Below are 24,436 nucleotides of genomic sequence, written 5' to 3' on the forward strand. Positions count from 1 at the left end.
AGCCGCCGCCGCAGGCTGCGGGTCCAGTGCGCAAACACCGATTTGAACCGCCCCACCAATTCTACCCTCGACTGCTCTGGCGCGACTTTTTTCCAATTTCGGGCCAAAATTTAGAACAAAGCAACCGATCCGTCTAACAACTTGCTCTTGTAATTCCAATCGGATTTGCTTCTTAGTGTCGGAATGACCCTGGACCAGTTGCGGATCTTCGTCGCCGTCGCCGAACGGGCGCACATGACCAAAGCGGCCGAGTTGCTGGGCATCTCACAGTCGGCCGCATCCGCCGCGATCCGCTCGCTCGAACAGCAGCATGGCGTCCAGTTGTTCAACCGCGTCGGCCGCAGCATCGAGCTTGCCGAAACCGGACGCCGATTCTTGCCCGAGGCCAAGGCGGTCCTCGAGCGGGCTGCGGCCGCCCACAATGTGCTGGAGAATGTCTCGCAAACAATATCAGGCAGTCTCTCGATCGCTGCCAGCCAGACCATCGCCAGCTATTGGCTGCCGCGCCGGCTCGCCTCTTTCCACGAAGCCTATCCTGCCGTCAGGCTGAGCGTGAGCATTGGCAACACCAGGCAGGTCGAGACCTATGTACTTGATGGCGCAGCCGATTTTGGCCTGGTCGAGGGGCGCACCGAATCCGACATTTTGCGGCGTGCCAAGGTCGATATCGATCGCATGATGCTGGTCGTGGCGCGCTCGCACCCTGAGATCGCGGAAGTTTCGCCTGGACATCCCGACCTTGGTGGGCTTCGCTGGATCATTCGCGAAGGCGGGTCGGGCACGCGCGAGGCGCTGGAGGACCTTGCCCGACGCGACGGGATTTCGTTCGCGGACCTGCAGATATTCCTGGTATTGCCGAGCAATGAGGCTATTCGCCAGGCGGTCGAGGCCGGCGCCGGCGCCAGCATCATCTCGGAACTCGTCGTCGCGCGCGCGGTCGCCGAAGGCAGCCTGCGTTCTGTGCCGGTCGATCTGCCGAAGCGCGAATTTGCCATGATCACGCATCGCGACCGGCAGCCAAGCCTGGCCCAGATGGCGCTCAAGGCGCATCTTGGCGGCAAAGCTGACAGATCCGCGCCGCTTTAAGCCGATCAGCCGAACTTCCGCTGCGCATCGAGCGCCAGCCCAAGCCCGACCGAGCCGAACACATCGCCTTCGATTACCGACGCCTGCGGCACCAGCGCCAGGATCTGCTGCCTGGCCAGCGGGATCGCGGTCGATCCGCCGGTCAAGAACACCGCGGTGATATCCGAGGCCTTCACCTGTGCGTCGCGGATGGTCTGCTCGACCGTAGCCGCAACACGCTCAATGTCCCTGGCTATGGTGGCTTCGAGACCCTTGCGCGTGATTTCTGCCGTGAACCTCACCTCCGGCAGCGCGACCTCGACATCGGCCGACGATCGGTCCGTCAGCTCGATCTTGGCCTTTTCGACCAGCGCCGCCAGCGCGTGGCCGTAACGATGCTCGACAATGTGGATGAAGCGGTCGACCAGGTCTGCGCGCTCCGCCTCATAGCGGATCTGGCGCAGATGCGTCATCGCCCTTGCGGTATAGACCAGGTTGATGCGCTGCCACGTCGCCAGGTCGATGAAGTAGCTCGCCGGCAGATTACGCTTGCCATCCTTGGTCGGTGAGAGATGGCCGAGCTGCGGCATCACATGGGCGATGCTCAACAGCCGGTCGAAGTCGGTACCGCCGATGTGGATGCCGCGGCTGGCCAGGATGTCGTCCTTGCGGTCAAGCGAGCGGGCGCGCTCGGGCGAAACCCGCACGATTGAGAAGTCGGACGTGCCGCCGCCCATGTCGACGATCAGCGCCAGTTCCTCGCGCGTCACCTTTTGTTCGTAGTCGAGTGCCGCGGCAATCGGTTCGAACTGGAAGGCGATGTGCTTGAAGCCGTGGGCACGAGCGGCATTTTCGAGTTCGTGCTCGGCCTTGGCGTCGGCCTCGGCATCGTCGTCGACGAACTGCACGGGCCGTCCCAGCACGACGCTGTCGACCGCGTCATGGGCTTCTTCTTCCAGCTTCTTTTTCAGATGGCCGACGAACAGGCCGACAATCTCCATGAAGCCGATCGAGCGCGCCTTGATGCGCGTCTTTTCGTGGGCGAGCGAGCTGCCGAGCACACTCTTCAACGAGCGCATCAGGCGGCCTTCGATACTGTCCGTATAGTTGGCAAGGGCGCGTCGCCCGAAATAGGTGCGGTTGTCCTCGAAATTGAAGAATACCGCACTGGGCAGCGTGACCTGGCCGTCTTCCAACGCCACCAGCCGCGGCTGCCCGTTCCTGACCACGCTTACGGTGGAATTCGAAGTGCCGAAGTCGATCCCGGCGAATGCTGGTCGCATCGTGCGTTCCTGTATTTCTGATTTGGGGAGCAGCAGCTCGTGTCCGGCCGGGCCGGGGGTCGCGGTCTAACCCATACCCTCGGAAAGGGAAACCACTTTTACGAGAGTTCAGTCTTTCCTGAACACCAGTCTTCCGAGCCAGCCGGTCAGCATGGCCAGCGATACGGCAAAGACACCGTAGAGGAAGGAATAGTCGTGCGCGACGCGGAAGATCGACTGTTCGAAACCGGACTTGCGGATTTCGAGCTGGGCGGAGCTTTCCTTGATGAACAGGCCGCTCTTGAACAGGAAGGCGCGGGCCTTATGGGTGCCGACCGGAACGTTTGGGGCGAGCCTGACGGTGGCGCGGAACAGGTTCTGCGACAGGAACTGCACACCGCCGACATTCTCGCTGTAGAGGCCGGTCGCCGCCTTGCGTTCGCGCAGCGCGGCGGTGAACTCCTCGATTGTCGCCGGGCTGTCCTCCGCGTCGGCCGGCTGCAAATAGAGGTTGGAGGCGCCAAGCGACAGCTGCTTGTAGCTGTTCGGATCGGTGACGTCCTGCAGCGGCCGCGTCGTCGCCACCGAATAGGAGACAGGTACGTTTTTGAAGGTCTCCGACTCCAGATTGACCCAGACGCCGAGCACCCGGTCCTTGCGGCGCACGACGACCGGCCGAGCCGGGCCTTCCAGCACGACGATCACGTCGTAGCGCCCTTGCCGTGCGACAAGCGGATCGGCATTTTCCAGTGAGCCGAAAATGGTCAGGTCGGCGCCGGAAAAGCCGGCGGTAATCGAGACATTGTCGGTGGAAAGGCCGATCTGGATGTTTTCGGTTAGTGGCACCTGCGCCTTCGCCGGTGGCGCAGCAGCCAGCAGCGACAGCAAGGCGGCGGCCGCGAGCGTCCTTAGGCCGGCCATCAGCTCAGGCCCACGCCGGACAGAGAATAGAGATTGGGCGGCGTGACGAAAAGATCGATGGCAAGCCGGATGGCTACCGCCAGCACGAGCAGCGCCAGCAGCGCCCTGAGTTGCTCGCCCCGCAGCCTCTGACCAGCCTTGGCGCCATATTGCGCGCCGGCGACGCCGCCTGCCATCAACAGGAAGGCGAGCATGACGTCGACCGTCTGGTTGGTGGTGGCGTGGACCAGCGTGGTGTAAGCCGAGGTGAAGATGATCTGGAACAGCGAGGTGCCTATGACGACGTTGGTCGGCACTTTCAAAAGGTAGATCAGGGCCGGCACCATGATGAAGCCGCCGCCGACGCCCATGATCGAGGACAGGAAGCCAATCGCCGCGCCCAGCCCAAGCACCGGAATGACGCTGACGAAGAGCTTCGAGGCCCTGAACCGCATCTTCAGCGGCAGGCGGTGGATCCAATTATGCTGGCCGGATTTCTTCAACACCGGTGCGGCGCCGCTGCGAGTGGCGCGCAGCGCATTGACGCTCTCGACCAGCATCAGTCCGCCGACGGTGCCGAGCAGCACGACGTAGAGCAGCGAGATGAACAGGTCGAGCTGGCCGAGCCGGCGCAGGAGCGCAAAGACATAGATGCCACCGGTCGAGCCGACGATGCCGCCGGCTAAAAGCACGCCGCCGAGCTTGAAGTCGAGCGTGCCGCGCTTCATGTGCGACAGGGCGCCGGAGAAGGAGGAAGCGATGACCTGGTTGGCGCCGGTGGCGACCGCAATTGCCGGCGGTATGTTGTAGAAGATCAGCAGCGGCGTAATGAGAAAGCCGCCGCCCACGCCGAACATGCCCGACAGGAAACCCACCGCCGCACCCATGGCCAGCAGCACGAAGATGTTGACGGAAATTTCCGCGATCGGGAGATAGATGCCCACCCGTCAGTCTCGATCAGTTTGCCTCCTGGCGAATGCAACCGTTGCGGGCATTTTGCGTCAGAAGGCTATCTCGTTCTTGCGCCGGCCGGGCCGTGAAGTCAAACTTCGCCGCACCGCCGAAACAAAAAACAACTCAATCAGTTAACAGGCAAATCTGTGGCAAGGGCGTCGCGGAAACGACGCATCCGCCGTTATTTACGCGCAAGCAGCGCCTTGACCAGCTTTTCGTCGATCGCGCCGGTTGCCTTCATATCGTTGTCGGCCTGGAAGGCCATGATCGCGTTCTTGGTTTTCTGGCCCATCATGCCGTCGGGATTGCCGGCCTCGTAGCCGTTCTTGTTGAGAATGCGCTGGATGTTCTGGACCGCTTTCTTCATGTCGATGCCGGCGGTCGTCTGCGGTGTGCCGTCCTGCCACGATTCAGGAACGTCGGCCGAATTGGCGGCTGGATCGAGCGGCTTGGTCTTCCACAGTTCAGCCGCGGCCCGCGCACGCTCCAGCTGCTCGGGCCTCAGCGCCTTGGCGATCTCGTCGCGCTTGGCCGCCGCATCCTTGTCGCCGGTCTTGGCGACGAGTGCGAACCATTTGTAGCTCTCCTCGAGGTTCTGCTTCATGCCGACGCCCTTCGCCGCGAGGATGCCGAGATTGAACTGGCTATCCTTGACACCGAGATCCGCCGCCGCCTGGAACCAGCGCGCTGCCGATTCATTGTCGGTCACGCCATCCGCCGCCATCGCAAACAGCACGGCAAGATTGTGCATCGCGCTGGCATTGCCCTGCGCTGCGGCAAGCTGGTACCAGGTTTTCGCTTTCTTGATGTCGCGTGCGACGCCGATGCCCTTCTCGTAGAAATTGCCGATGCGGTATTCTGCCGGTGCGAAACCGAGTTCGGCAGCTTTCTCATACCATTTGGCCGCCGCCGCCATGTCTTCTTTGACGCCGCGAGACTCGGCGTAGCGCGAGCCGATCTCGAACAGCGCCTTGGCGTCGCCGCCGGCCGCTGCATCGCGCAGGGCGGCCGGACCGGCATCGGCCGGAACGTCGATCTTGGCAACGCCTGCCGCGGCAGCATCCGCCGGCGGCACCGTGCCGGTCGTGTCCTGCATCGCAGCGGTGGCTATAGCAGGCGCGGCAGCCATTGGCTCGGCGTCGCTGGCCGTCGCCGCTGCCGGCGCGGGCACCGCGGCCGCGGTGTCTTGCGCCGCCAGGTCAGCGGGCGCCGCGGAAGCCGAGGGCGCCGTCGATGTCTCGGCTGCCGGTGTAGCGGGGCCGGTTTGCGCCGCCGTGTCGTCCTTGGTCATCGATGCGGATGGCTCTGCGTGCCTGACGGTGGGCGACGCGCTCTCCTGTGTTGTCGTCTGCGCGTCCGCCTTCGGCTCGCTGGCAACGCTGGCCAAAGCGGTTTCCACCGGCTGTACGGCCACGGCCGGTGCCGCCTCATTGTTGGTGACTTCGACCGGGTCGGAGAAGAAGGCTTTGCCCAGTTGCAGGCCGGCAAGCGCCAGCATGATGGCGATTGCCCCCATCAGGATCGGCTTGCGCCGCGCCTTGAGCAGGTCGCCGATCCTGAGTGCCTTGACCGGGCCTTTCATCGTCGACTGGCGCTTGAGGGCGTCCGCCTCGGCGGCCGCCGCTTGCGCAGCCCGTCTGGCTGCCGCGATGAAGTCCGATTTCGCCGCCTCAGCGCCGCCTTCCCGGGTCGGCTGCCCGCGCTCGTCGCGCACGCGCTTCATGATGGCGCTGAGGTCGGGTGCGCCGGAGCCGGGTTCCAGTGGCCGGTTGGCGAGCTTGGGGTCGAGGGGCTCGTCGAGATCGACGCTCGGTATCTCGGCGCTCTGCGCCGAGCCTGCAAGCGGCGGCATCTCGGCGTCCTTCTTGCCCTTCAAGGCGCGCGCCAGCCCGCCTAACATCGATTTCCTGCCGCCGCCTTGCTCGGTTTTTTCACGCGTCGTGTCTGAACCGAGAGCCGCCAGGGCTGCTGCGGCGGCGGCCTCGGCTGGCGTACGCGGACCTGGCTCGTCGCGCACGAGCGCCGCGGCGCGGCCGTCGAGATCGGCCATGCTGCCCGTCAACGGCAGCGGCTGGTCGAGGTCCATCGACGGTGCGTCCTGCACCGAGATCTTGGATGGCCGGCCGAAACGCTTGCTCAACTCCGCGCTTGCCGGTTCGCCCGTCTCCAATGAACCAAGCCTGTCAACGATCTTGAGCAGCGTGTCGTGGATAGCCTCGAACGTTCTCGAATTGCGCTCGTCCGAACGGCGCGTCAGTGCCTCGAGCGTCTTCAGGTCCTGGGCGAGGCCGGTAACGGCCGCCGTGTTGGCGCTTGATCCGGCCAGTGAGCGGACGGCGCTCTCAGCCGCCTCGCGCGCCGCGCCGAGGACGGAATCGCGGGTTCCGGCCAGCGACTTCTCGATTTCGTTGAGACGCGGGCTGATGTCGTCGAATTCCGGCAGCGGCGTGCCGGGCTTGGAAAGATGCGCCGTCAGGCCGGCGACCTGCGCTTCAAGGCTGCGGATCAACGCCGGGTCGATGCTGGCGACCTGTGCCGCGGACGAATCCAGCCGGCTTGAGATGTCTTCGAGCCGGTTCTCCAGGCCACGGATCGCCGCCTCGTTGGCGGGATCTGGAACGCGCGTCTCAATCCGCTTGGCCAGCGCGGTGAAGCGGGCGTCGATGGCATCCATAATGCCGGCGCTATCGACCTGCGGCATGCGCCGGTCCAGCCTGTCGGCGACCTCGTCCAACCGGCGCTCAAGGTCGCGAAACAGCATGTTGCCTTGTTCGATTGCGTCGCCCTGGCGACGTTCCATCATGCTGGACAGCACGTCGAAGCGCTGCTCGAGCCCCTGGAAGATGTAGTCGGCGTCGGGCATGGCAGGTGCGTGGTCGATCTTGTCGGCAATAAGCGCGACTTGCCTGGCAAGGCGCTCCATCGCCTGTTCCGGCAGATTGGCTCGGCCGGCCAGTTCATCCACGCGGCTCGACAATGTGTTGAGACGGTCAATGACCTCCCGACCCGGACGATCCTGCGACACTTCTTCGATTTGCTGGGCCAGTGAATCGATCCGCTTCTCGATGCGTTCGAAGGGCTCGGGGTCGAACGAATTGGCTTGCGCGGCAACCGTCGAGGCGACGATCGCGCGGGAAATCTCGTCGAGCCGCTCGTCGATCTGACTGAATGTGTCGCCGCCGCGATTGTCCTGCTGGCGGGCGAAATGGTCGACCGCTCCGGCAAGCGTGCGGACCTTTTCCTCGAGCGAGCGCAGCGACAGCGATTCCGGCAGACTGCTGACGGCATTGCTGATCTGTTCGAGCCGCTCCGTCAGCGCCGACAGGCCGGGTGCATCGGAACGCTTGCGCTGATCGGCCTCGACGCGATCCTCGAAAGCGTTCCAGCGGCGGTCGAAATCGTCCCAGCGGCGTCCGACCGCCTGCACGCTCTCCTCGCGGGCCAGCGTATCGAGCGCGGCTTTGACCTGCTCAAGCTCGAGCCGCAGCATATTGACGCTTCTGTCGTCGCTTTTTTCGGCCAGTGTCTGGATGGCGCCGGAAAGCCGCTCGAATTCGACGCTGAGTTCGGCGCTGCCTTTGCCGCCGCCATTTGACTGGAAGGCTCGCCCAATATTCTTGCGCAGTACCTCGAACTCGCGTTGCAGGCCGGAGGTCATCTGCTGGCGCAAGTCTTCGCGCAGGCCGCGCAATTCCCCGGCGATCTTGCCGGCTAGGGCGACGCTGTCCTCCTGGCCGCGCACCCGGTCGATATCGCGGGCGATCGCCTGGTAATTCTGGTCGAAAGCCGCTGCTGGACCTTTCGGCCGCTGCGCGCGTGGATCCTCATACCGGCGCTGCTGGCCATAGGGTTGGGCGCTGGGATAGCGTGGTTCTGCCGCTGGTCGGCGCGGATCGGGGTGGCTTGCCGTCTCCTCGCGCGTCCGCTCCAGCCGCTGCTCCAGAGTTTCCAGGGAGCGGTTGAGCTCTTCAAGCGTCGTGTGCGGCCGGCGTTGCCTGCCGGCGTTGAGTGTATCGAGGTAGGACCGCTTGCTGTTCATCAATGCGCCCGTTTCAGAATTGCTGGCTTTCACCAGGTTCCCAAAGTCCTGCCGGGACGAAGGCGACTGCTTGGCTTGTTGCAGTGGAAGACGAGCTTCCCGGGTCTCATCCGCGCTCCGAAAAACCGTGAAAAATTCAGTACAGGATAGACACGGGTAACCGACATGCGCACATTTCGCCCCAACGTGGTAAACAACGCGTTAACCAAGCTTAAGAAGTTGCAACTTCGTCGGCTGGCTGCCGACGGCGCCGGGAGTCTTTTTTGGACGCGCAAAAGACGTTGTAGAATTTTGATCAGCCGCATGATCGCTCCCGAAATCGGGAACGACCTTTTAGGTTGTCCGCTGGTGCTGCGTCATAAAGTTGCAAGACCAGAACGCTCTTGCGTGGTGAGGCGGCTATCGATATAGAATTGACGTAAACGTAAATGAGCGGATTACGCCGTTTGCGATTTGTTTGTTGAAACCACGAGTGGAAGCACGCCCCCGCTTTCACTCAGGCGACGCAAGGTCCGCGACCGCGACGCCACCAGACGGGGAAAGCCAGTGACCATGAAACTTATTTCGCCCGGCCAAGCCGCGGCCAACACCAACGATATGTCGAGCGAAGCCGGTGAAGAGCTTGTCCGCATCGGCGAAATGGCCAAGAAATACGGAGTGACGCTGCGTACGCTGCGTTTCTATGAGGACAAGGGTCTGCTCAACCCGCAGCGCGACGGCTCGACCCGTCTCTATACACGCCGCGACAGGGCCCGGCTGAAGCTGATCCTGCTTGGCCGCAAGGTCGGGTTCTCGCTGCGCGACGTCAAGCAGATGATGGACCTCTATGATCCGAACGGCTCCAACACCAAGCAATTGCGGCTGGCGCTCGACAAGTCGGAGAAGCAGCTTGCCCGTCTGCAGAAGCAGCGGGCGCTGATCGACGACGCCATCAGCGAACTGAGTGCTTCGATGTCGACCGTCCGGCAAATGCTGATCGAGCGCTCGACGCCGCAGGCCAGCGTAGCGAGCTAAACTAAGCTTTCGATTTGTGACGAATAAGAGCCGCGTGGCTTTCGCTGCGCGATTCTTCGTCGTTTGCCGTGCTTCGTCGTTTGTCGTCCTGGCGCGCGGGAGAAAATTTGCCGCACCGCCGAATTGACGTTTACGCAAACGTCAATATTTGTTATCTCGACCACAACGTTGGTCCGTCTGCCATCCTCATATGCTGGGGCTGATTTCGGGGCCAAGACCGCATGGTGGAGGAAACGCATGCCGATCTACAGAGCGCCGGTCCGGGACACGCTGTTCGTGCTGAACGAAGTGCTGGGATATCAGCGTTATTCCAATCTTCCCGGATTTTCCGACGCGACGCCGGATGTGCTCGAGGCCATCCTTGCCGAGGGCGCGAAGCTCGCCGAAAACGTGATGCAGCCGCTGAACCGCGTTGGCGACGTGGAAGGCTGCATGCGCCATGACGACGGTTCGGTAACGACGCCGAAAGGCTTCAAGGAAGCTTTCGACCAGTATCGCGAAGGCGGCTGGATGGGGCTCGCGGCACCTGTCGAGTTTGGCGGGCAAGGCTTGCCCTACGCGGTGCACACTGCGGTTGCCGAATACATGGTGTCGGCCAATATGTCGCTGATGATGTATGCCGGCCTGACGCAAGGCGCGATCGCTGCGATCATCACCCATGGCACCAAAGAGCAGAAGGCAACATGGTTGCCGAAGCTGGTCGAGGGCGCCTGGACCGGCACCATGAACCTGACCGAGCCACACTGCGGAACCGATCTTGGCTTGCTGCGCACCAAGGCCGTCCCAAATGGCGACGGCACCTACAGGATCTCCGGTCAGAAGATCTTCATCTCGGCCGGCGAGCATGACATGTCGGACAATATCGTCCACCTGGTGCTGGCCCGTATCGAGGGCGCGCCGGATGGCGTGAAGGGCATCTCGCTGTTCATCGTGCCGAAGCTCAAGCTCGATGCCTCAGGCAATCCGGGCGAGAAGAACACCGTCTCCTGTGGCTCGATCGAGGAGAAGATGGGTATCCATGGCAACTCGACCTGCGTCATGAATTACGACGACGCTGAAGGCACGCTGCTCGGCGAGGCCGATGGCGGGCTGAAAGCAATGTTCACCATGATGAATGAGGCGCGGCTTGGCGTCGCCCTGCAGGGACTTTCGCTATCTGAGGTTGCCTACCAGAATGCGGTTTCCTACGCCAAGGATCGTCTGCAGGGCCGCTCGCTGTCAGGGCCGAAGGCGCCGGACAGGAAGGCCGATCCGATCATTGTCCATCCGGACATCCGCCGCAGCCTGATGACCATGAAGGCGTTCAACGAGGCCGGCCGCGCGCTGGCGCTGTGGACGGCGATCAAGTCCGACATCGCTCACCGCTCCGGTGACGACAAAGATCGCCAGGTCGCAGAGGACTACACCGGCCTGATGACGCCGGTGGTCAAAGGCGTGCTCACCGACAAGGGGTTCGATCATGCGGTAATGGCGCAGCAGGTCTTCGGCGGCCACGGCTATATAGAAGAGCACGGCATGAGCCAGTTCGTCCGCGATGCGCGCATCGCCATGATCTATGAGGGTGCCAACGGCATCCAGGCGCTCGACCTCGTCGGCCGCAAGCTGGCCTTGAATGGCGGCCGCGCGGTCCAGGCTTTCTTTAAGGAAGTCGGAGAGTTCTGCGAGGAAAACCGCACCGACGAGACGATGGCGCCCTTCACCAAGGCGCTGAAGAAGGGCCTCAACGATCTGCAGACGGCGACGATGTGGCTGGTGCAGAACGGTATGGCCAAGCCCGATAACGCCGGTGCCGCCTCGACCGATTACATGCATCTCTTCGGCCTGGTGGCGCTGGGCTATATGTGGGCCCGGATGGCCAGGGTGGCCGCAGCGAGATTGGCGAATGGCGCCGACGGCGCTTCGTCTTTCTACGACAACAAGCTGGTGACGGCGCGCTTCTTCATAGAGCGGATCATGCCGGAGACGTCGGCGCATCTTGCCCGCATCTCCAGCGGTGCCGACACATTGATGGCACTGCCGGCGGAAGCGTTCTAGCTTCGGCGTTCCTCTCCCCCTCGAGGGGAGGGTGGCCCGAAGGGCCGGGAGGGGTCCTGCGTGCAGTGCGCCGACCTTCATTCTGATGCATGCCTTGGAGGAAAATGATCGCAATGCCGTGGCACATGGCGCAGGTTGTAAAAGATAAGGTCGAGCAAGTCATCGGCGACCCCATCCGGCCGCTTCGCGGCCACCCTCTCCTCGAGGGGGAGGGGAACGTCGGCGCGAGAGAGAAACCATGACCCACCCCGCCGAAATCCTTGGCCTTCCCAAGCCCGCCTGGGCGACGGACGAGGTCGGCATGCTTTACGACATGGCGCACCGCTTCATGTCGGAAGAGATCGCGCCGCGTTACGACGAGTTCGAGAAGAACGAAATGGTCGACCGCGAGAGCTGGCTGAAGGCGGGTGCTGCCGGCCTGCTCTGCGCCTCTATGCCGGAGGAATATGGCGGATCGGGCGGCACCTTCGCGCATGAGAGCGCCATCATCGAGGCGATCGGCCATGTCGGCGTCGACGGGTTCGGCATTGGCCTGCACAATTCGATCGTTGCCCCCTATATCCTCCACTACGGCTCGGAGGAGCAGAAGAAGAAGTGGCTGCAGAGGCTGGCGACCGGCGAGCTGATCGGCGCCATCGCCATGACCGAGCCGGGTGCGGGCTCCGACCTTCAAGGCGTCAAGACGCGCGCCGAAAAGGACGGCAACCGGTACAAGCTCAACGGCTCGAAGACCTTTATCACCAACGGCCAGCTCGCCAATTTCATCATCGTCGTTGCCAAGACCGATCCTGAGAAGGGCGCCAAGGGCATCTCGCTGATCGTCGTCGAGACCGACGAGGTGGAGGGTTTCGAGCGCGGCCGCAACCTCGACAAGATCGGCCTCAAGGCCAACGACACGTCGGAACTGTTCTTCAACGACGTACGTGTGCCGACCTCGAACCTGCTCGGCAACGACGAAGGCCAGGGCTTCGTCCAGTTGATGCAACAATTGCCGCAGGAGCGGCTGCAGATCGGCACCACTGCTATCGCCATGGTCGAGCGGGCCTTGGCGCTTACCATCGACTACGTCAAGGAGCGCAAGGCCTTCGGCAAGCCCATCATCGAATTCCAGAACACCCAGTTCAAGCTTGCCGAATTGAAGACCGAGGCGACCATCGGCCGCGTCTTCTATAATGACTGCGTTGCCCGCCACATTAACGGCGGCCTCGACCCGGTGACCGCGTCTATGGCCAAATACTGGCTGTCGGACCTGCAAGGAAAAGTCGTCGACGAATGCCTTCAATTGCATGGCGGCTATGGCTACATGAATGAATATCCGATTGCGCGCATGTTCCGCGACGCCCGCGTCCAGCGCATCTACGGCGGCACCAACGAGATCATGAAATTGCTGATCGGACGCTCGCTCTGAGCGAGTTTCAGCAAACCCAAGGAGCAGGAAAATGGCCGAAGCTTATGTCTATGATGCCGTGCGCACGCCGCGCGGCAGGGGCAAGAAGGATGGCTCGCTGCACGAAGTGCCGGCGGTGCGGCTCGGCGCCAAGGTGCTCGAGGCCATCCGCGACCGCAACGGGCTGGACACCGGCACCGTCGACGACATCATCTTCGGTTGTGTCGATCCGGTTGGCGAGGCGGGTGCGGTCATTCCACGTGCCGCGGCTTTCGAGGCCGGCTACGACACCAAGGCGCCTGGCATGCAGATATCGCGCTTCTGCGCCTCGGGCCTCGACGCCATCAATTTCGGCGCCGCCAAGATCGCGCAGGGCGCCGACGAGATCGTCATTGCCGGTGGCGTCGAATCGATGTCGCGCGTCGGCATGGGCGCCTCCGGCGGCGCCTGGTTCATGGACCCATCGGTCGGCCTGCCCGGCTGGTTCGTGCCGCAAGGAATCTCGGCCGACCTGATCGCCACCAAATACGGCTTTTCGCGCGACGATGTCGATGCCTACGCGGTGGAAAGCCAGAAGCGTGCTGCCAAGGCGTGGGGCGAGGGCCGCTTCAAGAATTCGGTGATCTCGGTCAAGGACCAGAACGGCCTGACCATCCTCGACCGTGACGAACACATGCGGCCTTCGACCGACATGCAGTCACTGGCCGCTCTCAATCCGTCCTTTGTCATGCCGGGCGAAATGGGCGGCTTCGACGCCGTCGCCGTGCAGAAGCATCCCGAGGTGGAAGAGATCAACCACGTCCACCATGCCGGCAATTCGTCGGGCATCGTCGATGGCGCGGCGGCCGTGCTGCTCGGCTCGAAAAAGGCGGGAAAGACGCTCGGCCTCAAGCCGCGCGCGCGCATCCGCGCCTTTGCCAACATCGGCTCGGAACCGGTGCTGATGCTGACCGGCCCGGTCGACGTTACTGAAAAGCTGTTGAAGCGGACGAAGATGAAGCTGTCGGACATCGACCTGTTCGAGCTCAACGAGGCCTTCGCTTCGGTGGTGCTGCGCTACATGCAGGCTTTCGATATTCCGCATGACCGGATCAACGTCAATGGTGGGGCCATCGCCATGGGCCATCCGCTCGGCGCCACCGGTGCGATGATCTTCGGCACGGTGCTGGACGAATTGGAACGCCGCGACCTCAACACCGCGCTGGTGACGCTTTGCATCGGCGCCGGCATGGGCACTGCAACGATCATCGAACGCGTCTGACGGAGAGAGATGATGAGCTACACCAATTTCACCCTCGACATCGACGCCGACGGCATTGCGCTGGTCACCTGGGACATGCCGGACCGTTCGATGAACGTCTTCACCGAGGAGGTGATGCTCGAACTGAATACCATCGTCGACAAAGTGGCGAGCGATGCAGCGATAAAGGGCGCGGTGATCACCTCCGGCAAGGATACGTTCTCGGGCGGCGCCGACATCACCATGCTGCAGAAGATGCTGGCGACCTTCGCCGCCGACAAGGCGAAGGACCCGGAGAAGGCGACCAAGGCGCTGTTCGACAATGCGGGCACCATGAACGGCCTGTTCCGTAAGCTGGAAACTTCGGGAAAGCCATGGGTTTCGGCGATCAACGGCACATGCATGGGTGGCGCGTTCGAATTGTCGCTCGCCTGCCATGGCCGTGTCGCGGCCGATTCAGACAAAGTGAGGATGGCGCTTCCCGAAGTGAAGATCGGCATTTTTCCGGGGGCCGGCGGCACCCAGCGCGTGCCACGGCTGACCGACCAGCAGCAGGCGCTGCAAATGCTGACGTCCGGCCAGACGCTGTCGCCTCAGAAGGCCAAGTCGATGGGCCTGATCCATGAGATTGCCGAGCCGGACAAGCTGGTCGAAACCGCCAAGGCGATGATCAGGAACGGCTTGAAACCGGTGGCGCCATGGGATGAAAAGGGCTTCAAGCTGCCCGGCGCCCCGATCTATTCGGTGGCCGGTGCCAATCTGTGGCCGCCGGCCATCGCCATTCTGCGCCGAGAGACCTATGGCAATTATCCCGCCGCTGCCGCCATCCTGAAATGCGTCTATGAGGGCCTGTTGGTGCCGTTCGACACCGCCTTGCGGATCGAACAACGCTATTTCACCGAGATCATGCAGACCAGGGAAGCGGCAGCGATGATCCGTTCGCTGTTCGTGTCGCTGCAGGAACTGAACAAGGGCGCGCGCCGCCCGGCCGGTGTGCCGGAAACGAAGTTCAAGAAGATCGGCGTACTCGGCGCCGGCTTCATGGGCGCCGGTATAGCCTATGTGACGGCCAAGGCCGGCATTCCGGTGGTGCTGCTCGACCGCGACATGGAGTCCGCCGCCAAGGGCAAGGCGCATTCCGACAACCTGATCTCGGATCAGGTAAAGAAGGGCCGTGCCAAGCCGCAGGACAAGTATCAGTTGCTGTCGCTAATCACGCCGACGGCCGACTATGCGGATCTCGCCGGCTGCGATCTTGTGGTCGAGGCGGTATTCGAGGATTCGGCCGTAAAGAAGGGTGCCACCGAACAGGCCGAGGCTGTGCTCAAGCCGTCGGCGATCTTCGCCTCGAATACGTCGACCATACCGATTACATCGCTGGCCAGGAATTCGGCGCGGCCGAAGAATTTCATCGGCATCCATTTCTTCTCGCCGGTCGACAAGATGATGCTGATCGAGATCATCCTCGGCAAGAAGACCGGCGACAAGGCGTTGGCAACCGCGATCGACTTTGTCCGTGCCATCAAGAAAACGCCGATTGTCGTCAACGATACGCGCGGCTTCTATGTTAATCGCTGCGTGCTGCGCTACATGTCGGAGGCCTACAAGATGCTGATCGAAGGTGTTCCGGCGCCAATGATCGAGAACGCGGCCAAGGCCGCCGGCATGCCGGTCGGTCCTTTGGCGTTGACCGACGAGACGGCGATCGACCTTGCCCAGAAGATCATGAAGCAGACCATGCGCGACCTCGGCGACAAGGCGGTCGATCCGAAGCAGATGGCGCTGATCAACACGATGGTCGACACGCATGGTCGCTTGGGCCGCAAGAACGGCAAGGGCTTCTATGACTATCCGGCAAAACCGGCCAAGAAGAAGCTGTGGCCAGGCCTCAGGGATCTCTACCCGCAGCTGGCGCCGGAGCAGGTCGATTATGAGGAACTGAAGCAGCGGCTGTTGGTCACCATCGCGCTTGAGGCGGTACGGGTGATGGAAGAGGGCATCGTTACCGACCCACGCGAGGCCGATGTCGGCTCGATCCTGGCCTTCGGCTTCGCGCCCTATACAGGCGGTGCACTGTCCTACATCGACGGCATCGGCGCGAAGAAATTCGTCAAACTCGCCAAGCGCCTGCAGAAGAAATACGGCACCGAGTTCAAGGCGCCGAAGCTGCTGCTTGATATGGCCGAGAAGGGCGAGACCTTCTACGAGCGCTTCGATCCCTATACCAGGGACGAGGCCAAGGAGGCAGCCTGACCCCGTCTTCGGCGGTGGACAAGATGGCGGCCAAGGGATAGAACAGGGAAGGTATTTTTTCCTGTTTCGAAGGAAGAGCAAGGTGCTCTCGCACGACCGCGTTTGGGCCGCCATCGACGCTCTTGCCGAGCGTTATTCGCTTTCGGCCTCTGGACTGGCCAGGCGCGCTGGCCTCGACTCGACCGCCTTCAACAAATCGAAGCGGCTGTCCTCAGATGGACGGCCGCGCTGGCCGTCGACCGAATCGCTGGCCAAGATCATCGAGGCGACCGGCGCCTCGCTGGATGAATTTGCGGGGCTGGTCGAGGGTCGGGGTAATTCCGGCGCACTACCCGTGCAGAGATCGTCGGTGCCGCTGCTCGGCTTCGCCCAGGCGGGCGCCGGTGGCTTCTTCGACGACGCCGGGTTTCCAGCGGGGCAGGGATGGGACCTGATCGAGCTTCCGGCACGGGCAACCGAAACCTCCTATGCCTTGAAGGTCCAGGGCGATTCCATGCTGCCGCTCTATCGCAATGGCGATGTCCTGATCGTCGAGCCAGGGGCTACCATACGAAAGGGTGATCGCGTCGTCGTCAAGACCAATGCCGGCGAGGTGATGGCCAAGGTGCTCGACCGCCAGACACCGAGGTCGATCGCGCTGGTCTCCGTCAATCCCGATCACCCGGACCGCGACATCCCCATGCGCGATGTCGAATGGGTGGCGCGGATTGTCTGGGCAAGCCAGTAGGCGCGGGGCCGGTGCGTCTGCCTCACCTTGCCTTGGCTGTTCTGGCGATCCCGGCGATGGCCACGGCAATTGTCGCCGGCGGCCGCGCCGTCCAGAGCGAAAGCGGCGACCCCTGGGAGCAAATCCAGGTCGGCGCTGAACCGCAGCCCGCCGCGCCGGCTACGTCGGCCATCCCGAAACCAGTGCCGGCCAAGCAGGCGGCGCATTCGAGGGCAATCGATCCAGAAATCGTGGTGCCGCCGCAGCTCGGTTCCAACGAGCTTGAACGGATAGAGCCGCGCGCCCCGTTGAGCGATCTGGCATTGGCCGGACCGCCCAAGCCGCCAAAAACGAAAATGCCCGACGACTGGAAAGGCACGAAACTATTCCAGCCCGTCGCGTCGGCCGCCGGGGTCATCGAAGCAAAGGGCTATTCGATTGCGGTTTCCGGTATCGACATCGTCAAGCAGGAGGAGACTTGCACCGACGGCGGCGAGTCCTGGAATTGCGGCATTCGGGCGCGAACGGCCTTCCGCGCCTTTCTCCGCAGTCGTGCGGTGGTCTGTGCCGTGCCGCCCGAAGGCGGTCGTGATCTGATCGCCGCCGAGTGCCGGATCGGCAATCAGGATATCGGCCAATGGCTGGTCGAAAATGGCTGGGCGCGCGCCGCCAAGGGCGGCCCTTACGCAGAAGCCGGCGAGAAGGCGCGTGCAGCAAAAAAAGGCGTCTTCGGGCCGGCGCCGAGCGTTTCAGGCCTGCCGCCGCTCCCGGCTGCTGCGTCGCGATCCGCGCCTGTAGCGCCTAGCTCGATCCTGGAGGAGCAAGACGGCGTCCTCATGCCGCCAGCTGACCAGCCAGCGCCCGCTGAATGAGCTCGCGCGTTTCGGCGATGCCGTAGAGCGCGGCGAAGGAGCCGAAGCGCGGCCCGCGTTCCTGACCTATCAGCACCTGATAGATCATCTGGAAGAAGGCGACGGAGACACCGGGTCCGCCCTCCGGGCTCTGCTTGGAATGATCCTGGTAGCGCTCGATCTTGCGCGCAACATTGAGGGCAGCGTTCTGGATTGCCTCGCTGTCGGCATCAGCCGGCAGCGCGGCGAGCGCTTCCGAAAGCTTGGTCAGCGCCTCGCGCTCGACCGCGTCGGCAGCACGGTACACTTTCGCCGGCTTCACGAAATCGTCGAAATAGCGGATGGCATATTCGGCCAGCCGGTCGAGCTCGGGATGGGTTGTCGGCGTCACACCCGGCGCGTGGCGCGAAATGAAACCCCACAGCACGTCCCTGTTCTGCGCATTCGAGGCGCTGACCAGGTTGAGCAGCAGCGAGAACGGAACCGGCAGGTCGACTGCCGGGGGATTGCCGTCATGCATGTGCCAGACCGGATTGCCCAGCCGCTCCTTCCAGTCCTGCCTCTGATAGGCAGAGAGGAACGTGTAATATTCGTCTACCGCCTTCGGGATGACGTCGAAATAAAGCTTCTTCGCGGTTCGCGGGCGCTGGAACATATAAAGGCTAAGGCTCTCGGTCGGCGCGTAAGTCAGCCACTCGTCGATGGTCAGCCCATTGCCCTTCGACTTCGAGATCTTCTGGCCGTTCTCATCGAGGAACAGCTCATAATTGAAGCCCTCCGGTGCCGGAGCATCGAGCGCGCGGCAAATCTGCCCGGCGAGCTTGACGGAATCGATCAGATCCTTGCCGGACATCTCGTAATCGACGCCGAGTGCTGCCCAGCGCATCGCCCAATCTGGCTTCCATTGCAGCTTGGCATGACCGCCGGTCACCGGCGTCTCGAAGCGCTCGCCGGTGTCCGGGTCGCGCCACACGATGGTGCCGGCGTCGAGCTTGCGCTCGTCGATCGCGACTTGCATGACGATGCCGGTCTTGGGATGGATCGGCAGGAAGGGCGAATAGCTCAGCGCCCGCTCCTCGCGCAGCGACGGCAGCATAATTGCCATCACCTTATCGAAGCGCTCGAGCATCTTGAGCAGCGTCGCGTCGAAGCGGCCGGAAGTATAATAGTCGGTCGAGGAAGCGAATTCGTAATCGAAGCCGAAACGGTCGAGGAAAGCGCGCAGCCGTGCGTTATTGGCGGCGCCGAAGGACGGATACTGATTGGAGAACGGGTCCGGTATCCTGGTCAGCGGCTTGCCGAGATAGGCGCGCAGCATGTCCTTGTTAGGCACATTGTCCGGCACCTTGCGCAATCCGTCCATGTCGTCGGAGAAGCACAGCAGCCGCGTCTTGACCTTGTCTTCAGTCAGCACGCGGAAGGCGTGGCGCACCATAGATGTGCGCGCCACCTCGCCGAACGTGCCGATGTGCGGCAGGCCGGACGGGCCGTAGCCGGTCTCGAACAGCACCGTTTCCGGGTAGCCGCTGCTCGCGTAGCGGGCGACGATCTTTTTCGCTTCCTCGAATGGCCACGCCTTGCTTTCGGCGGCGGCGGCGAGGACTTCCGGGCTGAGATCGATCGGCTGTTGTTCGGCCATGATGCTATTCCTGCAACTTTGCCAGCATCCATGCCGGCAGCCGCATGCTCTAGACCATGATCCCGAAAAGTGGAACCCGGTTTTCGGGCAGGACCGTGATCAGGCAAGAAGATTAAGAGCCCCCGTCCCGATAGTCAGGATGGATCAAGTTCCAAGGCGTGATCGGAGCGCCAACGATCGCGGCTGTTTTTCCTTGCGGCGCCGGTCCCTCGTTCCTAACTTCGGGACCATCTCAAGGAGTTGTAAATGCCATTGTCGCCACACGAAGCCATGATCTACCTGATGGTCATCACCTCGGCGTCAGACCGCGACATGACCGACGTCGAACTGGCGCGGATCGGCGACGTCGTTCGATCCTGGCCGGTGTTTGAGGATTTCAACCAGGAGCGGCTGGTCGAGGTCGCCCAGGCCTGCCAGAAAATGCTGCATGAAAAGGATGGGCTGGAGGGCGTCCTGGCGCGCGTCGCCGAGGCGCTGCCCGAACGCCTGCGTGACACCGCCTATGCCGCCGCCTTCGAGGTCGCAGCTGTCGATCTCGAAATGCGCCTGGAGGAGGTGCGCGTCCTGCAGCTCGTCCGCCGGGAACTCGACCTCGATGCGCTGACGGTCGCCGCCGTTGCGCGAGCCGCCAAGGCCCGCCTTCGCACGCTGACCTGAGCCGGCGGCCAAGCTCAGAAAAAACTGACGGGAAAATAGCGCAGATAGAACTCGGCGAACGTGCCTTTCACCGAGATTTCCTGCAGCGCGTAGTCGAAAGCGGCGGCCAGTGCCGGATCGTCGGCCCTAGTGGCGATTGCCATGCCTGAGCCGAGATATTCGGGCGCCAGATAGGGGCCGCCGGCAAAGCGGCAGCAGCCCGCTGCATCCGAACCGCCGAGCCAGAAGGCGAAACGCATGCCGTCGCCGAAGGCGGCGTCGATCTTGCCGGCTTTCAGCTCGCCATAAAGCTCCTCCGGCTTTGCGAACGGGACGATTTGGACGTCGCCGAAATAATCGCGCAGCATCCGCTCGTGCGCGGAGCCGGCGATCACGCCGACACGCTTGCTGCGCAGCTTGTCGAACATTGGTTCGGTCAGCGCCTGTGTCTTCAGCATGATGAAGCGTGCCGGAAATTGCAGGTAGGAGCGTGAAAATGCGTATTTCGACCGCGACTCCGGCGTCGCGGCGATGCCGGCAATGATCGCTTCGCCCTCGCCTTTCCCGAGCGCACCTTCGAGCTCGGCCCAGGGCAGCGACTGGATCTGGCATTTTTCGGCAATGCCGAGCTCGGCGCAGATGGCGCGCGCCAGGTCGACATGGAAGCCCGACAGCCGGCCTGCCCCATCGAGGAAATTGAACGGCGGGAAATCCGTGGTGGTCAGGAATCGCAGCCGCGGCAGCATCGAAAGGTCCGGCTTTGGCAGCCGCTCCTTGGCGTCCCAGAACACCGGCACCTGCGGCTCCGCGGCGAGCGCAGCAGCCGCAAGCGATTGCGCTCCGATCAATATCAAGATCAATGAAATGGATATGCGCCGAAACGCCACGCGACGACTCCGTCCGGTCTTGCCCCGCCTTTCGTACGAAATAACACAGGTTTTTGTACGAAAAAAACACAGGTACGACGGTTTTTGGTTTCATCATTGCAATTTAGGGATATTGTTTAGTGAGTTTGCAAGTGACTGCGTGATGCCGGCTGAAGAGGAGCAGTAGGACGCACAGGGGAGGCAGCTTTGCAGTCCGGGGTTGATGGCGTGGTGCGGGTTGATCACTGCCATTGGCCTCAAGAGCGGAAGGCAACATGGGGTAGATGTTGCGATGGGTCATTTCGATCGTACGCTGGAGTTGATAGATCAGTTGCAGCACGCCGGCACAGCCGCCGCCGTCTGCGAAAAGCTGCTGGGGGTAACAAGCGGGTTTGGGCTGACGGCGCTGATGGCCGGGACGGTTCCGCAACCTGGCACGCCGAGAAACCAGCAAAAGGACCATGTGCTGCTCTGCGACTGGCCGGCTGAATGGCTTGAGCGCTACGTCGCGCGCAACTACGTCGATCACGACCCCGTCGTCAGCCACATGAAGCAGCTTCAAGCGCCATTCCAGTGGCGGGAAGCATCTCAGGGCATCCGCATCGGCAAGAGCGGCGGCGAGGTGATGGGCGATGCCGGCGAATTCAAGCTGCGCGACGGGTTGGCCTTCCCGCTAATCACGCTCGATGGCCAGATCGTCATGGTGTCGCTAGGCGGCGAGGCTGTCGAATTGTCGAGCGCCGAGTTCGGGTTGGTGTCGCTGGTCTCGACTTATGCGATTGGCCGCGCAATGCAGCTCCACACCATGGCGGGCAAAACCATCGATCATGTCGAATTAACGCCGCGTGAGCGCGAATGCCTGCAATGGGCTGCTGTTGGCAAGTCCGAATGGGAGATTTCACAAATTCTCGGCATTTCGGAACACACGTCAGAGAAACACCTTCTTAACGCCAAAAGCAAACTCGGTGCCGTCAACCGGGTCCAGGCCGTCGCGGAAGCGATAAGGCGCGGCTATATTAACTAGGTCGGCCGCGCCGGCCTAGAAATTCTTGCTTGCGTGATCGCGTAATTTTTTTGGGAAAGCACGGCCGTATCTTCCTATTGAAACTAGGAGACGGCAAATGCTTTTTTCCCTCACGACCCAGGAATTGATGGAACGGCCCGACCTCTGGGAGGCAGTTCATCGTTTGCGTTACAGAGTTTTCGTCGAAGAGATGGGATGGACCGATCTGCAGCGCCCTGATGGCCTCGAGATCGATCAATTCGACCACGACGAGGCAGTGCACCAGATCGTCATCCGCAATGGCGAGCTCGCCGGTTATCAGCGGATGCTGCCGACGACCCGGGCACATCTTCTAACCGATGTGCTGGCGGACCTTTATGAGGGAACCCCACCGTCGGGCCCGAATGTCTATGAACTGACCCGCTATGCGGTTGCGCCGGGATTCCGCGACGGTCGGCGCGGCGTGTCGACGGTCGGCACCGAGCTGATCGCCGGCTTCGTCGAGTGGGGTCTGAAGCGCAACGTCAACCAGGTGATCATCGAATTCGAGCCGATGTGGGTGCTTCGCGCGCTGCAGCTGCATTTCCTGGCAACGCCGCTCGGTTACCAGCGTACCTATGGCAACCAGCAGGTGGTTGCCACACTGCTCACCTTCAACGAGCACACGCTCGACGTGGTGCGTTCGCGCCGCAACCATTTTGCGCCGGTGCTGGCCAGAGGGTACCCGGACATGCTCGGACAGAGACGCGCCTCGTGAGATTGGAGAGAGGCCATGAACGTTCACTCAAAAGCAGAATTCCGCAATCACACGCTGATCGTCACGGTATCGTCGGGTGACGGCCGCCCGGTCCTGGACAGGCGGGCCTATGAAAGCCTGGCCAGGACATTCCACGAAGCCGCTGTCGACGACGACGTCCGCGTCGTGGTCCTGCGCGGCTTGGCCGGGTGCTTCTGCCTCGGTGCCGATTTCTCCGAATTTCTCGACGCCACCAAACATCGGCGACTGATCGCCGCCGTCACCGATATGTTCCGCACGCTGGCGACGTTCCCGAAACCGGTCCTTGCCTGTGTCGACGGCGACGCCGTCGGCGTCGGTTGCACCATCCTGTTCCACTGCGACATGGTGATCGCCTCGAGCAAGAGCACGTTTCGGGTGCCGTTCGTCGATTTCGGCCTGGTGCCGGACGCGGCGACCAGCATTCTGGCGCCGCAGAAGCTCGGCTATGCCGGGGCGTTCCGCTTCTTCTGCCTGGGCGACACGCTCGCCGCCGAAGATGCCAGGGCACTGGGCCTTGTCGGCGAGATCGTGACGGACGGCAGCGTCGAGGAAGCCACGTTGGCAAGAGCCAGGCAACTCGCCAAGAAGCCTGTCGCGGCGCTGCTACAGACGCGCGACCTGCTTAGGGGCGACACCGGCGCGCTCTGCGACCGCATCGACCAGGAGATCTCGCTTTTCCAGCAGGCGCTGCAGGACGACACCACGCTGAAGCGACTGCAGCGGATTGCCCGGCTGGCGGCATGAGAGCCGCGTATCGATGAGGTGAGCTTATTTTTCGAGGAAAGTCGGCCCTTCGCCGATGATCTTCTTGTCCTCCTTGCCGATGACGTCGAGGTCGCGGCCGTCATAGGGAAGCGAAAGGAGAATGCGCTGCATGACGGCCAGCCGCGCGCGCCGTTTGTCGTTCGCCCGCACAATGATCCAGGGCGCGAACTCCTTGTGCGTGCGCTCGACCATCAGGTCGCGCGCTTTGGTGTATTCGTCCCATTTGGTGATGCCGGCGATGTCGATTGGCGAAAACTTCCAGCTCTTCAGCGGGCTCCAGCGGCGGTCGTGGAATCGCTCGAGCTGCGTTTCCCGGCCGATGTTCAGCCAGAATTTGAAGAAATGTATGCCCTCGTTGCGGATCATCCGCTCGAAATGCGGAACCTCGTCCAGAAATTGCTTGTGCTGCTCGGGCGTGCAGAATCCCATCACCGGTTCAACGCCGGCGCGGTTATACCAGGAGCGGTCGAAGGTGACGAATTCGCCCGACGTCGGGAAGTGGTCGACGTAGCGCTGGAAGTACCATTGTCCAAGCTCGGTGGGCGTTGGCTTGGTCAGCGCCACGTTGCGCGCCGTGCGAGGGTTCAGATACTGGCGCAAAACGAAGATAGTGCCGCCCTTGCCGGCAGCGTCGCGCCCCTCGAACAGCGACATTACCCGGTTGCCCGTCGACTGCAGCCACGCCTGCGCCTTGACCAGCTCGATCTGCAGCTTCTCTAGCCTCTCGTCATACTCCTCGCTCTTCATCTTCTTGTCGTAAGGGTAACCGCCGGCGGTGAGCTTGCGGTCCTCGACCCAGTCGGGAAGCGCGGGGGCCTCGATGTCGAACGCTCTCTCCTTGCCGTCGATCATGATCTTCAGCGGCCCCGATGAGGGTGCGGCGGGGCTTTCCTTAGCGTTTTTCATCGAGGCGAACCTTTCCAGCTTCCGGACTCGTGCTATTGGGAGCCTTACTGCATCGGCCCGAAAATCGGAATCGATTTTCGGAAAGAACGATGCAGCAGATAAAGTGGTAGAGCGTCCTTTGTGCGTCCAATTGGACGC

19 protein-coding genes are annotated in these 24,436 nt (G+C 62.5%); 12 read left to right on the forward strand and 7 right to left on the reverse strand.

Annotated features, from left to right (window positions below; translation table 11 throughout):
- The first annotated feature begins 183 nt into the window (after window positions 1-183).
- Window positions 184-1,086: a LysR substrate-binding domain-containing protein gene (locus tag NKK47_RS12265; protein WP_352576957.1), complete on the forward strand. Its 903-nt coding sequence runs from the start codon at window positions 184-186 to the stop codon at window positions 1,084-1,086.
- Window positions 1,087-1,091: 5 nt separating this feature from the next.
- On the opposite strand, the gene NKK47_RS12270 is transcribed toward NKK47_RS12265, so the two are convergent.
- The 4 genes from NKK47_RS12270 to NKK47_RS12285 all read right to left on the reverse strand — a co-directional run bounded on the left by NKK47_RS12270 (window position 1,092) and on the right by NKK47_RS12285 (window position 8,220).
- Window positions 1,092-2,348 (reverse strand): Hsp70 family protein, encoded by a 1,257-nt coding sequence (locus NKK47_RS12270; protein ID WP_352576959.1) that lies wholly within the window; start codon window positions 2,346-2,348, stop codon window positions 1,092-1,094.
- A gap of 108 nt (window positions 2,349-2,456) precedes the next feature.
- A complete protein-coding gene (locus NKK47_RS12275) occupies window positions 2,457-3,248 on the reverse strand; it encodes a TIGR02186 family protein (RefSeq protein ID WP_352576961.1) in 792 nt (263 codons plus the stop codon).
- The gene (locus tag NKK47_RS12280) at window positions 3,248-4,171 is read right to left on the reverse strand and encodes a sulfite exporter TauE/SafE family protein (protein WP_023676949.1); all 924 of its coding nucleotides are present in this window, start codon (window positions 4,169-4,171) and stop codon (window positions 3,248-3,250) included. Before NKK47_RS12280 ends, NKK47_RS12275 begins: the two co-directional genes overlap by 1 nt.
- A gap of 191 nt (window positions 4,172-4,362) precedes the next feature.
- Complete coding sequence (locus NKK47_RS12285; protein ID WP_352576963.1) at window positions 4,363-8,220, reverse strand: peptidoglycan-binding protein; 3,858 nt, start codon at window positions 8,218-8,220, stop codon at window positions 4,363-4,365.
- A 552-nt stretch (window positions 8,221-8,772) separates the two neighbouring features.
- Here NKK47_RS12285 and NKK47_RS12290 point away from each other — a divergent pair.
- The 7 genes from NKK47_RS12290 to NKK47_RS12320 all read left to right on the forward strand — a co-directional run bounded on the left by NKK47_RS12290 (window position 8,773) and on the right by NKK47_RS12320 (window position 17,726).
- Complete coding sequence (locus NKK47_RS12290; protein ID WP_023677331.1) at window positions 8,773-9,234, forward strand: MerR family transcriptional regulator; 462 nt, start codon at window positions 8,773-8,775, stop codon at window positions 9,232-9,234.
- A 237-nt stretch (window positions 9,235-9,471) separates the two neighbouring features.
- Window positions 9,472-11,268, forward strand: coding sequence for an acyl-CoA dehydrogenase (locus tag NKK47_RS12295; protein WP_352576965.1), 1,797 nt, complete (start codon window positions 9,472-9,474; stop codon window positions 11,266-11,268).
- Window positions 11,269-11,506: 238 nt separating this feature from the next.
- Window positions 11,507-12,676: an acyl-CoA dehydrogenase family protein gene (locus NKK47_RS12300; protein ID WP_352576967.1), complete on the forward strand. Its 1,170-nt coding sequence runs from the start codon at window positions 11,507-11,509 to the stop codon at window positions 12,674-12,676.
- Window positions 12,677-12,707: 31 nt separating this feature from the next.
- Complete coding sequence (locus tag NKK47_RS12305) at window positions 12,708-13,916, forward strand: acetyl-CoA C-acetyltransferase (RefSeq protein ID WP_352576969.1); 1,209 nt, start codon at window positions 12,708-12,710, stop codon at window positions 13,914-13,916.
- A 12-nt stretch (window positions 13,917-13,928) separates the two neighbouring features.
- A complete protein-coding gene (locus NKK47_RS12310) occupies window positions 13,929-16,148 on the forward strand; it encodes a 3-hydroxyacyl-CoA dehydrogenase NAD-binding domain-containing protein (protein ID WP_352577021.1) in 2,220 nt (739 codons plus the stop codon).
- Between the two features lie 82 nt (window positions 16,149-16,230).
- Window positions 16,231-16,875, forward strand: coding sequence for a S24 family peptidase (locus NKK47_RS12315; RefSeq protein ID WP_352576971.1), 645 nt, complete (start codon window positions 16,231-16,233; stop codon window positions 16,873-16,875).
- An 11-nt stretch (window positions 16,876-16,886) separates the two neighbouring features.
- Window positions 16,887-17,726 carry a thermonuclease family protein gene (locus NKK47_RS12320; protein WP_352576972.1) on the forward strand — a complete coding sequence of 280 codons (840 nt, stop codon included), beginning with the start codon at window positions 16,887-16,889 and terminating at the stop codon, window positions 17,724-17,726.
- Here the strand turns inward: NKK47_RS12320 and NKK47_RS12325 are convergent.
- Window positions 17,689-19,344, reverse strand: coding sequence for a lysine--tRNA ligase (locus NKK47_RS12325; RefSeq protein ID WP_352576974.1), 1,656 nt, complete (start codon window positions 19,342-19,344; stop codon window positions 17,689-17,691). The genes NKK47_RS12320 and NKK47_RS12325 overlap by 38 nt on opposite strands.
- Window positions 19,345-19,590: 246 nt before the next feature.
- Here NKK47_RS12325 and NKK47_RS12330 point away from each other — a divergent pair, with 246 nt between their 5' ends.
- Complete coding sequence (locus NKK47_RS12330) at window positions 19,591-20,001, forward strand: tellurite resistance TerB family protein (protein WP_352576976.1); 411 nt, start codon at window positions 19,591-19,593, stop codon at window positions 19,999-20,001.
- A 14-nt stretch (window positions 20,002-20,015) separates the two neighbouring features.
- Here the strand turns inward: NKK47_RS12330 and NKK47_RS12335 are convergent, their stop codons facing one another.
- The gene (locus NKK47_RS12335; protein WP_352576977.1) at window positions 20,016-20,867 is read right to left on the reverse strand and encodes an ABC transporter substrate-binding protein; all 852 of its coding nucleotides are present in this window, start codon (window positions 20,865-20,867) and stop codon (window positions 20,016-20,018) included.
- A 271-nt stretch (window positions 20,868-21,138) separates the two neighbouring features.
- On the opposite strand from NKK47_RS12335, the gene NKK47_RS12340 reads away from it, so the two are divergent.
- The 3 genes from NKK47_RS12340 (at window position 21,139) to NKK47_RS12350 (ending at window position 23,371) form a co-directional block, all read left to right on the forward strand.
- Window positions 21,139-21,870, forward strand: a complete 732-nt coding sequence (locus NKK47_RS12340) for a helix-turn-helix transcriptional regulator (RefSeq protein WP_023677341.1) — start codon at window positions 21,139-21,141, stop codon at window positions 21,868-21,870.
- Between the two features lie 97 nt (window positions 21,871-21,967).
- Window positions 21,968-22,606, forward strand: a complete 639-nt coding sequence (locus NKK47_RS12345) for an acyl-homoserine-lactone synthase (protein ID WP_023677342.1) — start codon at window positions 21,968-21,970, stop codon at window positions 22,604-22,606.
- Window positions 22,607-22,621: 15 nt separating this feature from the next.
- The gene (locus NKK47_RS12350) at window positions 22,622-23,371 is read left to right on the forward strand and encodes an enoyl-CoA hydratase-related protein (protein WP_023677343.1); all 750 of its coding nucleotides are present in this window, start codon (window positions 22,622-22,624) and stop codon (window positions 23,369-23,371) included.
- Between the two features lie 24 nt (window positions 23,372-23,395).
- Here NKK47_RS12350 and ppk2 read toward each other — a convergent pair whose 3' ends face one another.
- Complete coding sequence (ppk2, locus tag NKK47_RS12355; protein ID WP_352576979.1) at window positions 23,396-24,298, reverse strand: polyphosphate kinase 2; 903 nt, start codon at window positions 24,296-24,298, stop codon at window positions 23,396-23,398.
- Between the last annotated feature and the right edge of the window lie 138 nt (window positions 24,299-24,436).

The sequence above is a fragment of the Mesorhizobium sp. M0019 genome, from assembly GCF_040323975.1.
Taxonomy (GTDB): domain Bacteria; phylum Pseudomonadota; class Alphaproteobacteria; order Rhizobiales; family Rhizobiaceae; genus Mesorhizobium.

Excerpts from the sequence above, each read along its gene's own strand:
- NKK47_RS12285 (WP_352576963.1), bottom strand. The coding sequence starts at position 8,220 with ATGAACAGCAAGCGGTCCTACCTCGATACACTCAACGCCGGCAGGCAA.
- NKK47_RS12325 (WP_352576974.1), bottom strand. The coding sequence starts at position 19,344 with ATGGCCGAACAACAGCCGATCGATCTCAGCCCGGAAGTCCTCGCCGCC.
- NKK47_RS12290 (WP_023677331.1), top strand. The coding sequence starts at position 8,773 with ATGAAACTTATTTCGCCCGGCCAAGCCGCGGCCAACACCAACGATATG.
- NKK47_RS12265 (WP_352576957.1), top strand. The coding sequence starts at position 184 with ATGACCCTGGACCAGTTGCGGATCTTCGTCGCCGTCGCCGAACGGGCG.
- NKK47_RS12330 (WP_352576976.1), top strand. The coding sequence starts at position 19,591 with ATGCCATTGTCGCCACACGAAGCCATGATCTACCTGATGGTCATCACC.
- NKK47_RS12275 (WP_352576961.1), bottom strand. The coding sequence starts at position 3,248 with ATGGCCGGCCTAAGGACGCTCGCGGCCGCCGCCTTGCTGTCGCTGCTG.
- NKK47_RS12350 (WP_023677343.1), top strand. The coding sequence starts at position 22,622 with ATGAACGTTCACTCAAAAGCAGAATTCCGCAATCACACGCTGATCGTC.
- NKK47_RS12340 (WP_023677341.1), top strand. The coding sequence starts at position 21,139 with ATGGGTCATTTCGATCGTACGCTGGAGTTGATAGATCAGTTGCAGCAC.
- NKK47_RS12310 (WP_352577021.1), top strand. The coding sequence starts at position 13,929 with ATGAGCTACACCAATTTCACCCTCGACATCGACGCCGACGGCATTGCG.
- NKK47_RS12305 (WP_352576969.1), top strand. The coding sequence starts at position 12,708 with ATGGCCGAAGCTTATGTCTATGATGCCGTGCGCACGCCGCGCGGCAGG.
- NKK47_RS12295 (WP_352576965.1), top strand. The coding sequence starts at position 9,472 with ATGCCGATCTACAGAGCGCCGGTCCGGGACACGCTGTTCGTGCTGAAC.
- ppk2 (WP_352576979.1), bottom strand. The coding sequence starts at position 24,298 with ATGAAAAACGCTAAGGAAAGCCCCGCCGCACCCTCATCGGGGCCGCTG.
- NKK47_RS12345 (WP_023677342.1), top strand. The coding sequence starts at position 21,968 with ATGCTTTTTTCCCTCACGACCCAGGAATTGATGGAACGGCCCGACCTC.
- NKK47_RS12270 (WP_352576959.1), bottom strand. The coding sequence starts at position 2,348 with ATGCGACCAGCATTCGCCGGGATCGACTTCGGCACTTCGAATTCCACC.
- NKK47_RS12300 (WP_352576967.1), top strand. The coding sequence starts at position 11,507 with ATGACCCACCCCGCCGAAATCCTTGGCCTTCCCAAGCCCGCCTGGGCG.